The organism is Enterococcus sp. C46, from assembly GCF_040887565.1.
In the GTDB taxonomy this organism is placed as follows: Bacteria; Bacillota; Bacilli; order Lactobacillales; family Enterococcaceae; genus Enterococcus_B; species Enterococcus_B lactis.
Map to the genome: position 1 here is coordinate 37,799 of NZ_JBFOGA010000009.1, position 13,645 is coordinate 51,443.

Genomic DNA, 13,645 nt, shown 5'->3' on the forward strand with positions numbered 1-13,645 from the left:
CTTCAGGTAAAAACAATTGTTTTTGCCTGAAGTTTTTTTATATTTATCGTGTTTTTAACAGTCATCTATTTTCAGGAAGCAAAACAGTTGAGTGTGTCTTCAAATAATGTTCTTTTTGTTTTCGGGTGAGTTTTTTGAATGCAGCTTCTGCTTTTGTTGCTTCGCTTCTTGAAGAAAATACTTCTGCATGGATCATCTTAACAGGTCTTCTTTTTTGAAGACGTGTATATTTAGCGCCAGTACCATTGTTATGTTCCCCTAGTCTCCTAGAAAGGTCTGTTGTGTACCCACCATAAAATGTCTGATCTTTACAGAATAATACGTAAAAATAATGTTTATTTGCCATAGAGCATCTCACGAATCTCTGCTGTGTATTCCCCGTCTGCATCGTAAGTGATCAATGGCGGAGCGACTTTGAATCCATCTAATTTACCTTCTTTGATTCCTTCAACTAACAAAATATTTGCCTCTTTTCCAGCTTTTGGGTAAACAAATTGGATCCGTTTAGGTGCAATCCGATGATTTTGCATAATTTGGATGATCTCTAAGAATCGTTCAGGTCGATGGACCATAGCGAAACGCCCATTTGTTTTTAGTAACTTACTTGAATTGTCGATCACTTCTTCTAATGTTGTATGGATTTCATGACGGGCGATTGCTAGGTGTTTATTAGGGTTCGTTTTATTTGTTGGCAGCCCTTTGAAATAAGGTGGATTGCAGACGACTAAGTCACAAGAATTATGCCGAATGACGGATAAGCTGTCTTTCAGATCGATGGTGTGGACTGTCATCTGTTCATCTAGATGGTTCAGCGCGATGCTACGTCTTGCCATGTCTGCTAGGCGAGGCTGAAGTTCGATAGCATCAATAGCTGCTTGAGTTCGTTTGCTTAAAAACAGGCCAACTGCACCATTACCTGCGCAAAGGTCAACAATCTGTCCTTTTTTAGGCACACGAGAGAAGTGAGCAAGTAGCACAGCATCTAAAGAAAAAGAAAATACTTGGGAACTTTGGATAATTTTGATATCTTCTGCGTATAATTGGTCGATTCGTTCGTCTTCGTGAAGCATGGATTCCCTCCAAAATGAAAAAAATAGTCGTTTGTATTATACTATTTTTATTAAAAAGAACCAAGGTGGCTTGTCAAACCTCTGTTTTTTATGCATACTATGACCATAAGAAGGGAAAGGAAGAGACTATGTTTTATCGATTTATGCGAGGGGTAGTTCGAGTACTATTAGCTTTAGTCAATGGGAATGCCCGTTATGAGAATAAAGAAGTATTACCGCAAGATGAGAATTACATACTAGTTGCCCCCCATCGTACTTGGTGGGACCCATTATATCTAGCGGTAGCTGCAGCACCGAAGGAATTCAGCTTTATGGCAAAAGAAGAACTGTTCAAAAATCCGGTTCTGCGATTTATATTAACTCGATCTAATGCTTTTCCAGTTAAAAGAGAGAATCCAGGACCAAGCGTCATTAAAACACCTGTAAAGATTTTAAAATCGACAAATTTAAGTTTAATCATGTTCCCCAGTGGGACAAGGCATGCTACAGAACTTAAAGGCGGGATGGCGTTGATTTCCAGAATGTCTAAAGCGAAAATCGTACCAGCCGTATACCAAGGTCCACTGACACTTGGGGATTTGTTCAAACGTAAGAGAGTAACAGTGCGTTTCGGTGAACCAATCGACCTATCAGATATCAAGAAAACGGATAAAGAAGGAATGGCGGAGATTGAACGACGAACACAAGCGGCTTTTGACAAATTGGACAAAGAAGTGAACCCAGATTTTAAATATGAAATCAAAAAAAAATAAAGTGATAAGTTTAGGAGTGGGCGGTCTTTTTGAATCTCCTGTTCTGTTCAGACTTTTCGATGAAAAACGAGGGAGAGACGTCAAGTCTGCCCTCTTTTTGCTTTCTAACGTGCAAAATAGAAGACAGGTGTCATGTAATGGATCAAAGTGTTATAATGATTAGAAGGACATTTTTTGAGGTGATTGGATGCGTTTTTTACATACAGCCGATTGGCATATCGGAAAAAAACTACAAGGTTATGACTTGATTGAAGACCAACGTCATGTATTATCTTCTATACTGGATATCGCGAAAGAAGAAAAAGTAGAGGCAATCGTGATTGCAGGAGACTTATATGATAGGAGTGTGCCCGCTGTCGATGCCGTAGCATTATACAATGAATTGATGGTTGATTGGAATTTAAAGGAAGGGATCCCAATTTTTGCTATATCAGGAAATCACGATAGCAGTACGCGACTTTCAGCTGGTACGCCATGGTTCAGTTATTCGAACTATTTTTTGCGAACGCAGCTAGCAGAAGCTTTCGAACCAGTCGAGTTTAACAACATACAATTTTTCTTTCTTCCTTACTTTGAACCAATTGCAGCCAGATTATATTTTGAAGATGACAGTATCCGCACGATCCAGCAAGCGGTAGCAAAAGTGATAGATAAAATGGAGGAGCTGTTCGATTCAGGGAAAAAACACGTATTGATTAGCCATTTTTTTGTAATGGGAAGTGTAAAATCTGATTCGGAAACGAAAATCGAAGTAGGGGGTCTGGATTCGATCCCAGGAGAACTACTTACACCGTTTGATTATGTAGCACTAGGACATTTGCATAATCAAGCAGCTTTAAGACAGGATAATGCTCGCTACAGTGGCTCGCCGTTGAAATTTTCTCTATCTGAGATCAACCAGAAAAAAGGCGTATGGATCGTTGACCTGGCAACAGACCTAGAGTTGAATTTTAGGGAGATCGAACCACTGCATGATATTGAAGAAATAACAGCAAGTTTTAAAGAATTGTTGGATCCTGCCTTCTATCAGTCCGTCAATCGGGAGAATTATATCCAGATCTATCTCACGGACAGAACGATCATCCCGAATATGATGAACCAGCTTCGGCAAATATATCCTCGTATTTTGGGGATTGAACGGGCAAACGGCCGAGCAGAACAAACAAAGCACAAACGAAAAGTACTAGAAATGAAAGATCCTCAAAAATTAGCAGAAGCATTTTTTAGTGAAATGACGGAAGAACAGCTAACGGCAAACCAAGAAAAATGGCTCGGAGAAACGTTGCAAGAAATCATGGAAATGGAATGATCAAGAATGAAACCGAAAAAATTAAAACTTAAAAATTTTGGTCCTTTTATCAATGAGACCGTTGATTTTTCACGATTGACAGAAGCACCGCTTTTTTTGATCAGCGGGAAGACAGGAGCAGGAAAAACGACGATTTTTGATGGGATCACTTTCGCACTTTTTGGTGAAACTTCCGGAAGACTTCGTTCTGGAAAAGAGATGCGTTCCTTGTTTGCTACACCAGAAGAAGAAACAAGCGTGACTTTTTCTTTTGAACATCAGCAGATGAGCTATGAAATCGAACGAAAACCAGAGCAAGTTTTAGCGAAACGAAAAGGAAACGGAACAAAAAAACAGGCAGCTAAAGTAACGTTGACCATTTTTGATGGGAAAGGAAAAGAAATAAAACAAATCACAAAACGTACAGAAGCAGACCAGTTGATCAGAGAACTGATGAATCTCGATGCGAAACAGTTTTCCCAAATCGTTTTACTGCCCCAAGGAGAATTCCGTAATTTTTTGGTTTCATCAAGCAGTGAAAAAGAGACTGTTTTACGTCATTTGTTCGGTACTCAGCTTTTCCAACAGTTCAATGAGCGATTAAAGGAAAAAGCAAAGCAACAGCAACAAAAACTAGATCATTTAGAGCAAAATCTTCATCTTCTGCAAAAAAGATTTGTTTTAGTCAAAGAAGAGGAAGCAGTAGCAGGGTTTGAAGCCGTTCTTTCCCAATGGACAAACCATCAGGCCATACTAGAAAAACAAATCACTAAAGAAAAAGAAGTTTTAGCAGACTATCAGGAGAAACAGAAACAATTAGAAAATTCCTACTATCGTTTTGAAACCTTGAAAAAAAGCTATGAAGAAAAAGCGACATTACTAAATAAGCAAAAGAAATTAGCCGCTCAAAAAGACGAAATAGAGGAAAAGAAACGATGGATTGGGTATTATGAATTTACACAACGCTTAATTGAACCAATCCAGCACCTGAAAGAAATAAAAGCTGAAAAAATAGAACTGTCACAAAAAAGCAATGAACAAACAAAGAAACTAGCGATGACTACGCAACATTATGAAGAGTGGCAAAAAAATGAAACAGACCGCATACATCGGCAAACAAAAATCAAAGAAGCTGCTCAACAATTGCAAAACAAACAGATGATGGTACCGATTGTCGAAGCCTTGCGTAGTAAAAAACAAGAAGCAGAACAATTAAAACATTCATTAGATAAAGAAGAAACGAACGCCGAAAAGCTACATCAAAAACAGGCTATTTATCAGGAAAGAACTCGATTTCTTCAAGAAATCTTATTAGATCAGGAAAAACTGCAGGAAGATCGTCTTGCTTTTGGACAGTTAAAATATCTAGATGAAAAACAGCAGGAAATAAAACAACAAAAAACAAAAAGCATCGAATCACTCGAACAGATAAGAGAAGAGCTCAAAAAAGCAGCCGAAGAAACAACAAAAAATAATCAGCGATTGAAACAACAGATAGAACAAGCAGAACAGCTGAAAAGCCAATGGGCAAAGCAGCAAATTGCTCGTCTTCAGCTTTTCTTGCGTCCGGGGGAACCATGTCTGGTTTGTGGGTCGACAGAACATCCCGTACAACAATCAAAACATGAACAGCCAAATAAAGAAGATATCTTGAAAGTAGAGCAACAACTGGCAGAAGCTGAGTCAGCTGTAGAAAGAACCCAGCAAATCATTGCCAAAAATGAAGCACATGAAAATAATCTTCAACAGCAATTATCTGATTTAGAACAAAAAATCATGGAAACGAATATACAACTAGCTGGACAAGAAAAACACTTACAACAGGCTTTACAACAGGCATTTCCTGCGATAACAGAACAAACAACAACTGCTCTTACAGTAGTCGAACAATCTTTAGATAAACGAAAAAGCAAGATAGCCAATGCAAGAGCAGAACTAGAAGAAATAAGCCAACAAGTAGAAAAGATTGAGCAGCAATTAGCTGTCTACAAGCAGCAACAGACAGCAAAAAATAATCAGCTTCAACAACTGCAAGGCGAAATCAAAAGTTTAGAAAAACAATTACAAGATACGGATAGCAACTGTTTAGAAGAAGAGATACGACAACTTGAAAAACGGTTAGAAGAAGACTCGAACCAACTCGCTGCTGAACAGAAAGCAGGAATGCAATTGTTGCAAGATCTGCATATGTTTCGGACACAACTTGATCTTCAACAGGAACAAATAGAAAAAACAGATGAAAAAATAGAAAAAGAACAGCAAAGAATAGCTGAAAAGCTGGAAACCCAAGCGTATTTTTCAACAACTGAGGAAGTCTGTGCATTCGCACAACAGCAAGCACAATACGAAGAGAACCAGCGCATAATCACTACTTATCATGAAGCACAATTAGTGACAGCTGACCGACTACGTCAATTAGAAAATATCCAGCTGACGGAGATAGTTCCAGATACAGAAGAGATCAGCCAGCAATTGGAAGAGATAAGAGAGATGATCGAAACAAAGCAAGAAAAGATATACAGTTTACAAGAACAAAAAATCAATAACCAGAAAATCTACGATGAATGTCTTTCGATTTATCACGCAAGCCAGACGCAATTAGATGAACTTACGCAATTACAGCAACTTTCGCAAACATTCAACGGAGAAAATCCTAAGAAAACTAGTTTAGAACGGTATGTGCTTCAAGTTTATCTACAAGAAGTGTTACAAGTAGCAAATGATCATCTCCAACGTTTAACGAAAAATCGTTATCAGTTTGAACTAGCGGATACGATCGGCAGTTATCGAGGGAAAACCGGATTAGAAATCAATATCTATGATGATCAGGCAGGCATGTCTCGAAGCGCGCATACGCTGTCTGGCGGTGAAAGTTTTATTGCAGCACTTTCTTTAGCATTAGCCCTTGCGGATGTGATCCAGACACAAGCTGGTGGGGTAGCAATCGATGCATTGTTTATTGATGAAGGTTTTGGGTCATTAGATGAAGAAGCTTTGGAAATGGCGATGGAAGCTTTAGAAACGATTGAAAGTGAAGGAAGAATGATTGGAATCATTAGCCATGTAAGAGAATTGAAAGAACGAGTATTACAGCAAATAAGAATTGATACAGAAGGTAGCGGACAAAGCAAAATACGCTATCAACTTGGATAAAAAGGGAGATTGGTAACTATGAAATGGAGTATTCCGGAAAAAGTCATTGCACGTGGGCGTCAATACTTGCAAGAAGGCCGAGTGTTATCGGTTGTCCCTGACCAAGAAGAAAACGTGTGGCATGCAGAAGTCTTGGGCAGTGAATTGTACATGGTTGATTTGGATGGGACAGCAAAAGAGATAGATTACTGCCAATGTCCATATTGGGAGGAACATAAATATTGTAAGCATACAGTTGCTGTGGAACTTTACTTACGGTCGAAAAATCTATCTCGTATCATGAAAAAAGACCAGCCGATGTTAGAACCGGTAAAAACAACAAGTGAAGGAGAAATCATTGCAAAAGGTTTTTCTCGTCTAAAAACACAAAAAAATCCTCAAGCGGTGCAACCCTTGATTATTGAATACCAAGTAGAAACGATTGAGACAAATCAGTATCATCCAGAGCTTTCTATTTTGGCGCTTTACTTACGCATCGGTTCTTTGGCATCGCCGAAAAAGACATATATCGTAAAAAACATCTATGATTTTTTACAGGCTTACACAGAAAAAGAAACCTACACAGTCAATAAGCAGTATCAGTTTCGTCTAGATAAACGGGCTTTTCAAAAAGAAGATCAAAAAATACTCGCTCACCTTGCAGGAAGTGCCCAAACGCATCAATTATTAGGCACGAATGGCTTGCAAGTCAAAGGGAAACTAGATAAAAGATACCTGCTTCTCCCAGTAGAACAAGCCCGCTTCCTGCTAGAACAGATGAATCAGACGACACGTTTGCATCTGCAAATAAATGGACAAAACGATCAAGGAATCCAATTTTCCGATCAAAACAAGCCTTTATCATTCAAAGTGGAAAAACAGGAAGAAGACTATTTATTGCAAGCATTGAATGATTTTGATTTTTTCTTTATGCATTATCAGTGGGGACTTATCCAGGGAGTATTCTATTCTCTAACGAAACATCAACAAACAGTTTATCAAACTTGGAAACAATTGATTCGCCGATTGGAGAAACCAGAAGTAATATTCAAGAAAAAAGAACTACCGGCCTTGTTTAAAGAAATCATTCCTCTTCTTTCGGAGATTGGAGACGTAGTGGTTGCCTCTGAAGTAGAAAAGGAAGTAGCGGATATTCCAGTCGAATTTATTTTCTTTTTCCGAAAAGCCAAAGGAAAAATCCAAGCTCGAGTCGATTTCGTTTATGGCGAAGTCATCTATTCGACCGATCCAAAACATGAGGTCTCGGCCAATCAGGACTTTCAGGTGCTGCGTGACAGAGCTGAAGAGAAACGAGTCCTTGATTTATTCAGGATGTATCGCTACCAGAAAAATGAAACTGGCTATGAGCGTCCGTTGCCAAGCGGGGAGGAACTGTATGCCTTTTTCCGTACAGAACTATCTGTTTTCCGTCAGTTTGGTGAAGTCAGACTTGGCAGAAAGTTGCGAGAGTTGTATTTAGATGCGCATAAACATCAACCGCAAATCGAAGTAACCGAGACTGGTTCATGGCTTGATATTCGATTCGACGTATCGGGGATAGAAGAGCAAGAGATTGATCATGTACTGCAAAGCTTGTTGCGAAACGATGCTTTTTATACATTGGAAAACGGACAGGTTCTTTCTTTTGATTCAGAGGAATTCCAACAAACAAGCCAAGTATTGCAACAATTACGGGAGTCAATACGTTCAGAAGAAGGGACGATCCATGTACCTAAGAATCAAGGACTGATCATTCAAAATCAATTGGAAAAAAGCAATGCTACTTTTAGCGAATCGTTTCATACGATGGTCCAAAATCTCATTCATCCAGAAGGGTATCAGGCACAACTTCCCAAAGGATTGAATGCAAAGATGAGAGAGTATCAGAAGCAAGGGTTCCGATGGTTGAAGATGTTGGGCCATTATCAGTTTGGCGGTATCTTAGCCGATGAAATGGGACTTGGGAAAACACTGCAGACGATTGCCTTTTTACTTTCGGAAAAAGAAGAACGGGAAAGCTTTTCTGCTTTGATCGTAGCGCCGGCCAGCTTAATCTACAACTGGCAGGCAGAGGTAAAAAAATTCGCTCCTTCTTTGAGTATCCAAGTAATCAATGGGAATAAAAAAGAACGGGAAGAATTGCTGGCTAAAGACACAGATATTCGAGTGACCTCTTATGCCAGTTTGAGACAAGATTTAGCTGATTACCAATCACAAAAAATTGATTATTTGATCCTTGATGAGGCGCAAATGGTCAAAAATAGTAGTACGAAAACTGCTCAAGCATTGAGAGAATTAGCTGTGCCTCAGCGATTTGCATTAAGTGGGACACCAATCGAGAATAATTTAGAAGAATTGTGGTCGTTGTTTGCAACAATCATGCCAGGATTTTTCCCAACCAAAACAAAATTCAGAGAACTTGCCGCAGAAGAAATTGCGCAAATGATCCGACCGTTCATTTTACGGCGAGATAAACAAACTGTGTTGAAAGACTTACCAGAAAAAACAGAAATGAATCTATATTCTGCACTGACAGAAGAACAAAAGACCGTTTATTTAGCTTACTTGCGTCAAATGCGTGAAGAAATCTCGTCAATGGATTCTGAAGCATTCAAGAAAAACCGGATCGGGATACTAGCAGGTCTGACAAGGTTGCGTCAAATTTGTTGCGATCCTCGTCTGTTTATTGAAGATTACCAAGGCGATTCTGGCAAACTCGAACAAGTAAAAGATCTATTAGTCGCTGCCAAAGAGAACAAACGCAGAGTTCTGCTGTTTTCTCAATTTACAGGTATGCTTACTATCTTACAAGAAGAGTTAGCCGAGCTGGGGATCTCAACATTTTATTTAAGAGGCAGTACAAAACCGCAAGATCGATTAAGTATGGTAGATGCATTTAATGCAGGCGAAAAAGATGTTTTCCTGATTTCTTTAAAAGCCGGGGGAACGGGACTGAATTTGACAGGAGCAGATACGGTCATCTTGTATGACCTTTGGTGGAACCCTGCAATTGAAGAACAAGCTGCTGGTCGTGCGCATCGAATCGGTCAGAAAAATGTGGTAGAAGTGTGGCGTATGATTTCTGAAGGAACGATTGAAGAACGAATGGATTCGCTCCAACAAGAAAAACGCGAACTGTTCCAAAAAGTGATCCAAGGAAATGAAGAACAGCTGACAAAACTGACTGAAGAAGATATCCGCATGATCTTAAGTGTAGGAGAGATTGAGAAGTAAGAGATTCGAAACAATCGTTCAGTAATGGATAAGAAGATCTTTCGAAAAAAGCAGGTGTTTAGTTGATTTAAGAAATAGCAAGGAAGTTGGGTTTCCGTTTTAACCCGATTTCCTTGCTATTATTTTTTGTTTTTATTTATAGGAGTTAAGCAAAGATTGTCTTCATTGTTTCTAACAGCTGATCAAAAGAAGAAATTTCGATATCGCAAATAGGAGTCTGGTCGATTTTGCGTTCTCGATGGTTGAACCAAAGTGCTTGCCAGTCGGCACTTTTTGCACCTAGAACATCATTGTCATAATTGTCGCCAACATATAGAGTTTCTCCTGGAAGCATATGAAATTCTTTCTCAGCAAGCTGAAAAATCTCTTTTTCTGGTTTTTGGAACCCTGTTGCTTGAGAAACCAGCATGTTGTGGGAAGGAATCCAATTGTTCAATTGAAGTTGTTTTAATTTTTTTGTCTGATGGTCAGTCGGTCCATTTGTGATAATTCCTAATGGGACATTTTTTTCCTTCAAGAAGTCAAGTGTTTTTTTGACCTCCTCATGCAAACAGATATTATCAAGTTCTTCCTCGTAAATTTTTTGAAATAGGAGACCTTCTTCTTCTGTGATGTGAGGGTAGTCTAAATCTTTTAGTGATTGGCTGATTCGATGTGCTCGCATATATTCTAGCGTCCACTCTCCTGCCATTACTTTTGGAAAGTTTTCATCACTATGATGACGGAAGCGGATATATAGTGGATGCATATCTTCATCTGAAACAAGCGGCACGACTCTTTTTACCGCGTTTCGAAATGGCTGCTGCTGATCATACATTGTATCATCAACATCAAACACAACTGATTTAATCAAAATTTTACACGCCTTTCGGTTTTCATTGATTTTTTCACAAATCCTTGACTATTGTAACAGAAAAAATTATCTAAAAAAGCTGATAAATAAAGGTTTTTCTTACTATATTTCTGTTTCCTTGACAGAATAAGGTTTTTAGATTTCAGTTTTTTTCACTAAAAATCATGAAACACGTCAATAGGTTTGATGAACAAATTAATCATTATTGTGTAACTCGGTGGGTTTATTTTAATGCAATCTCTGAGGAATTTTCGAAAGGTTTATTTTTTTAATACAGTCTCAATATAACTATTCAAACATAAAATAACGTTATTTAGTTTATTTGTTTATAGTAAATTTTATCTAGTAATCATTGCTTTAAAATATTGTGCTTATATAACAGAGAAAATAAGCGTTATAATAAAGAACAATATTATCTAAAATGACAAGAAACATTACTATCAAAGAAATAAAAAACATAAAAAATCTTAAGAAATCGGTTTCATTTGTGCTTCTAGATAAAATAATAGTACAGTTTTATTGGCTGTTTCATCGTCTTGTAAAATTTGAATTAGATTTGAAAACTCTAATTTTTAAATGATAGAAAAAGCAAGAACGCTGGTTTTACTGTATATTAACCTTAGATAACTTTCATTTTTTTAAAAAAATTATGAAAAAAAGGTAGCTATTTAAAAGTTGATTATGTATAATAGAAACAGATGGGAGATTATTATGATCTTCTGTTACAAAAAAGTGATTCTTATCACGAAAAGGAGTGGTGCACGTTGTTAACATTATATACTTCCCCAAGTTGTACTTCCTGCAGAAAGGCTCGTGCGTGGTTGCAAGAACATCAGATTCCATTTGTTGAACGTAATATTTTTTCAGAACCATTGAACAGTTCTGAATTAAAAGCGATTTTACAAATGACAGAAGACGGAACAGAAGAAATCATCTCGACACGTTCCAAAGTATTCCAAAAACTGAACATGGATTTAGATGATCTGCCGTTACAAGAACTATTGGAACTTGTGCAAAACAATCCTGGATTGCTTCGCCGTCCAATCATGATTGATGATAAACGTCTACAAGTTGGTTTTAATGAAGATGAGATTCGTCGATTCCTGCCGCGCGATGTACGACAATTAGAATTGCGTCAAGCACAATTGATGGCTGGATTATAGAAGATAAAATGAAACTTGGAAAAACTATTACGATGATAGTTTTTCCAAGTTTTTTTGTTTTTATAAATAGTGTTCTTTATTGTGGGCACAAAAAAGGGTGTGAGAGTGGTCATGGTATGAAAAACAGAAGTGATTGATTAGCTAAAAAGTCGGCTATATAGTATTCATCTCCCAAAAATGTTATAGTTAAATAAGATAGCTTGAACGATTGAAAAAATCTGCTGGTTTTATTAAATTCACTTAACAGCGGGATTTTTTTTCTTTACATTTAAGCTGATTTCGCTACAATGAATCTATATTGAACATTGCGGCAAAGTGAGGTGTAGCAAAATGGAAATGGAACACATTAATGAAAATACGATCCGTGTACTGATAGGTCATGAAGATTTAGAAGAACGGGGCGTTTCATTTTTGGATTTACTTGGCAATCACAAAGGAATCGAAAATTTCTTTTATAGTATTCTGGAAGAAGTTGATATCGAAGAGGAGTTCCGAGGAAGCGAAGCTGTCACTTTCCAAGTTTTGCCAAAAGGAGACGGATTAGAACTGTTTATCAGTAAAAACCTGCCAGATGAAGAAATTTCTCAATCAGAAGATTCTGCTGTTGATTCAGAAGACGTGAGCGAATTTCTCCGTCAGCAAATTATTGGTAGCGATCCGGAAGAAGAATTATCTGGAAGCGCCCTAGAAGAACAGGAAAGACAAGCAATTTTTGCTTTTGAAGATTTTGAGCAAGTGATCCAGCTGGCAACAGACGTTGAACTAGAGTCTGCTTGGACTGATTTGTACTTATTTGAAGAGCGTTATTACCTAGTCGTTCATTTCTGGATGGAGAATCTCAACCAAGCGGATGTAGAGAATCAGATTGCTCGAATTTTGGAGTTTGCAGAAAAGAGCGATCGTACACCAGAAACATTGAATGAATATGGAAAGTGTCTGATGGCGCGTAATGCTATCGAGCGTACGAAATTTTATTTTGTATAAATCACTATTATAGTAAGAGCCATATCGATCATATATCGATATGGCTCTTTTTCGTGTAAATAAATGGCTAGACGTAAATAAGTTCAGAGGGAGAAAAATGCTGCTTGCGATGAATGAATATCATGAATGCTGTTCTGCTAAATATGCAGAAAAAGAGAAAATGTATTATTGTCGTAGTTGTCGGAAAAGAGTGGTTTTGAAAAAGGGAAAGAAAAAATGTGCTCATTTTGCCCATCGAAAAACCGAAAACTGTTCGGTTTTTAGTGAGGGGGAATCAGAAGAACACTTGCAGTTAAAGGAATGTTTCATGGATTGGCTGGGACAGTCAGCAGAACCTGTATTTTTGGAAGCTTATTTGCCAAGATTGAGGCAGAGACCAGATATTTTATTGGCTAATCTAGCATTAGAAATCCAATGTTCTAGGTTGTCTCATCAGAGATTTTTTGAAAGAACCAAAAATTATTTGAACAACGGTTACCAAGTATGGTGGATACTTGGTCATTCTTTTCTTGGACAACGGCAATTTTCATTGATAGAAAAAAGTTGCTGCTATTATAATAGAAAAAGGGGGGTACATTGCTGGAAAGCTGACCTTAAGAACCAAAAACTTTATTTATATCATCATATTACAGAGACTGTATCAGGCCACATTTCTTTTTTCAGTAGCTGCTGGACTTTTTCTGGTAATGATCTTAAAAAAATATTTACTAATAATGAGATCAAAATAAATCAGATGAAGAAAACAGACAAGTTAAGCGAGGATGGGAAGAAGTGGTTGGCGCGCCAGCTGATTTACAAACAAAAAAATACAGTATCCATACAAGAACAGTGCTACTTGCGTCACAAGCACCTTTTGTATCTATCACCGTGGATCTATCAAAACAGTCGGTTTTTCTTTTATTTACGAGAACAGGTTTTTCTTTATCGAATGTTGTACGAAGAATCCTTAAAGCAACAGAAAGTACCTGATTTTAGCTCATGGTTTTGCCAAGTAAAAGAATATAAAAGGGAGTGGCTTTTCCCTATGATTGAGGAAGAGATGGTCTATCGGCAATTTTTTGATGAATGCACACATTTATCCTCTTGGAAAATATAGTAAGTATAAAAATAGAACAGGAACCGGTTTTCTATGTAAAACAAGTTTCAGTTGTGCTAAAATTGATAGAAGC

Annotated in this window: 10 protein-coding genes; 7 read left to right on the forward strand and 3 right to left on the reverse strand. The window is 37.7% G+C overall.

What is annotated here, in order from left to right:
- Positions 1-61: 61 nt before the first annotated feature.
- Entirely contained in the window at positions 62-346 is a 285-nt protein-coding gene (locus tag AB3I27_RS11770) for a GIY-YIG nuclease family protein (RefSeq protein ID WP_002309959.1), read from the reverse strand.
- A complete protein-coding gene (locus AB3I27_RS11775; protein ID WP_002309960.1) occupies positions 336-1,070 on the reverse strand; it encodes a tRNA1(Val) (adenine(37)-N6)-methyltransferase in 735 nt (244 codons plus the stop codon). Before AB3I27_RS11775 ends, AB3I27_RS11770 begins: the two co-directional genes overlap by 11 nt.
- Positions 1,071-1,198: 128 nt before the next feature.
- Between AB3I27_RS11775 and AB3I27_RS11780 the strand changes: the two genes are divergently transcribed.
- The 4 genes from AB3I27_RS11780 (at position 1,199) to AB3I27_RS11795 (ending at position 9,476) form a co-directional block, all read left to right on the forward strand.
- Entirely contained in the window at positions 1,199-1,822 is a 624-nt protein-coding gene (locus AB3I27_RS11780) for a 1-acyl-sn-glycerol-3-phosphate acyltransferase (RefSeq protein WP_002309961.1), read from the forward strand.
- A gap of 187 nt (positions 1,823-2,009) precedes the next feature.
- Complete coding sequence (locus AB3I27_RS11785) at positions 2,010-3,131, forward strand: exonuclease SbcCD subunit D (protein ID WP_002309963.1); 1,122 nt, start codon at positions 2,010-2,012, stop codon at positions 3,129-3,131.
- A 6-nt stretch (positions 3,132-3,137) separates the two neighbouring features.
- Complete coding sequence (locus AB3I27_RS11790) at positions 3,138-6,263, forward strand: AAA family ATPase (RefSeq protein ID WP_065772703.1); 3,126 nt, start codon at positions 3,138-3,140, stop codon at positions 6,261-6,263.
- 18 nt (positions 6,264-6,281) lie between these two features.
- On the forward strand, positions 6,282-9,476 hold the full coding sequence (locus AB3I27_RS11795; protein ID WP_104760271.1) for a DEAD/DEAH box helicase: 3,195 nt from the start codon (positions 6,282-6,284) through the stop codon (positions 9,474-9,476).
- A 145-nt stretch (positions 9,477-9,621) separates the two neighbouring features.
- On the opposite strand, the gene AB3I27_RS11800 is transcribed toward AB3I27_RS11795, so the two are convergent.
- Positions 9,622-10,329, reverse strand: coding sequence for an HAD family hydrolase (locus tag AB3I27_RS11800; protein WP_002309968.1), 708 nt, complete (start codon positions 10,327-10,329; stop codon positions 9,622-9,624).
- A 764-nt stretch (positions 10,330-11,093) separates the two neighbouring features.
- Here AB3I27_RS11800 and spxA point away from each other — a divergent pair.
- The 3 genes from spxA to AB3I27_RS11815 all read left to right on the forward strand — a co-directional run bounded on the left by spxA (position 11,094) and on the right by AB3I27_RS11815 (position 13,572).
- Positions 11,094-11,492, forward strand: a complete 399-nt coding sequence (gene spxA, locus AB3I27_RS11805) for a transcriptional regulator SpxA (RefSeq protein WP_002296384.1) — start codon at positions 11,094-11,096, stop codon at positions 11,490-11,492.
- A gap of 330 nt (positions 11,493-11,822) precedes the next feature.
- A complete protein-coding gene (locus tag AB3I27_RS11810; RefSeq protein WP_368023005.1) occupies positions 11,823-12,476 on the forward strand; it encodes an adaptor protein MecA in 654 nt (217 codons plus the stop codon).
- Positions 12,477-12,573: 97 nt separating this feature from the next.
- On the forward strand, positions 12,574-13,572 hold the full coding sequence (locus AB3I27_RS11815) for a competence protein CoiA (protein ID WP_002335219.1): 999 nt from the start codon (positions 12,574-12,576) through the stop codon (positions 13,570-13,572).
- Positions 13,573-13,645: the final 73 nt, after the last annotated feature.

Bases quoted from the DNA above. Each gene is read 5' to 3' on its own strand.
- AB3I27_RS11770 (WP_002309959.1), bottom strand. From the start codon at position 346: ATGGCAAATAAACATTATTTTTACGTATTATTCTGTAAAGATCAGACA.
- AB3I27_RS11775 (WP_002309960.1), bottom strand. From the start codon at position 1,070: ATGCTTCACGAAGACGAACGAATCGACCAATTATACGCAGAAGATATC.
- AB3I27_RS11780 (WP_002309961.1), top strand. From the start codon at position 1,199: ATGTTTTATCGATTTATGCGAGGGGTAGTTCGAGTACTATTAGCTTTA.
- AB3I27_RS11785 (WP_002309963.1), top strand. From the start codon at position 2,010: ATGCGTTTTTTACATACAGCCGATTGGCATATCGGAAAAAAACTACAA.
- AB3I27_RS11790 (WP_065772703.1), top strand. From the start codon at position 3,138: ATGAAACCGAAAAAATTAAAACTTAAAAATTTTGGTCCTTTTATCAAT.
- AB3I27_RS11795 (WP_104760271.1), top strand. From the start codon at position 6,282: ATGAAATGGAGTATTCCGGAAAAAGTCATTGCACGTGGGCGTCAATAC.
- AB3I27_RS11810 (WP_368023005.1), top strand. From the start codon at position 11,823: ATGGAAATGGAACACATTAATGAAAATACGATCCGTGTACTGATAGGT.
- AB3I27_RS11815 (WP_002335219.1), top strand. From the start codon at position 12,574: ATGCTGCTTGCGATGAATGAATATCATGAATGCTGTTCTGCTAAATAT.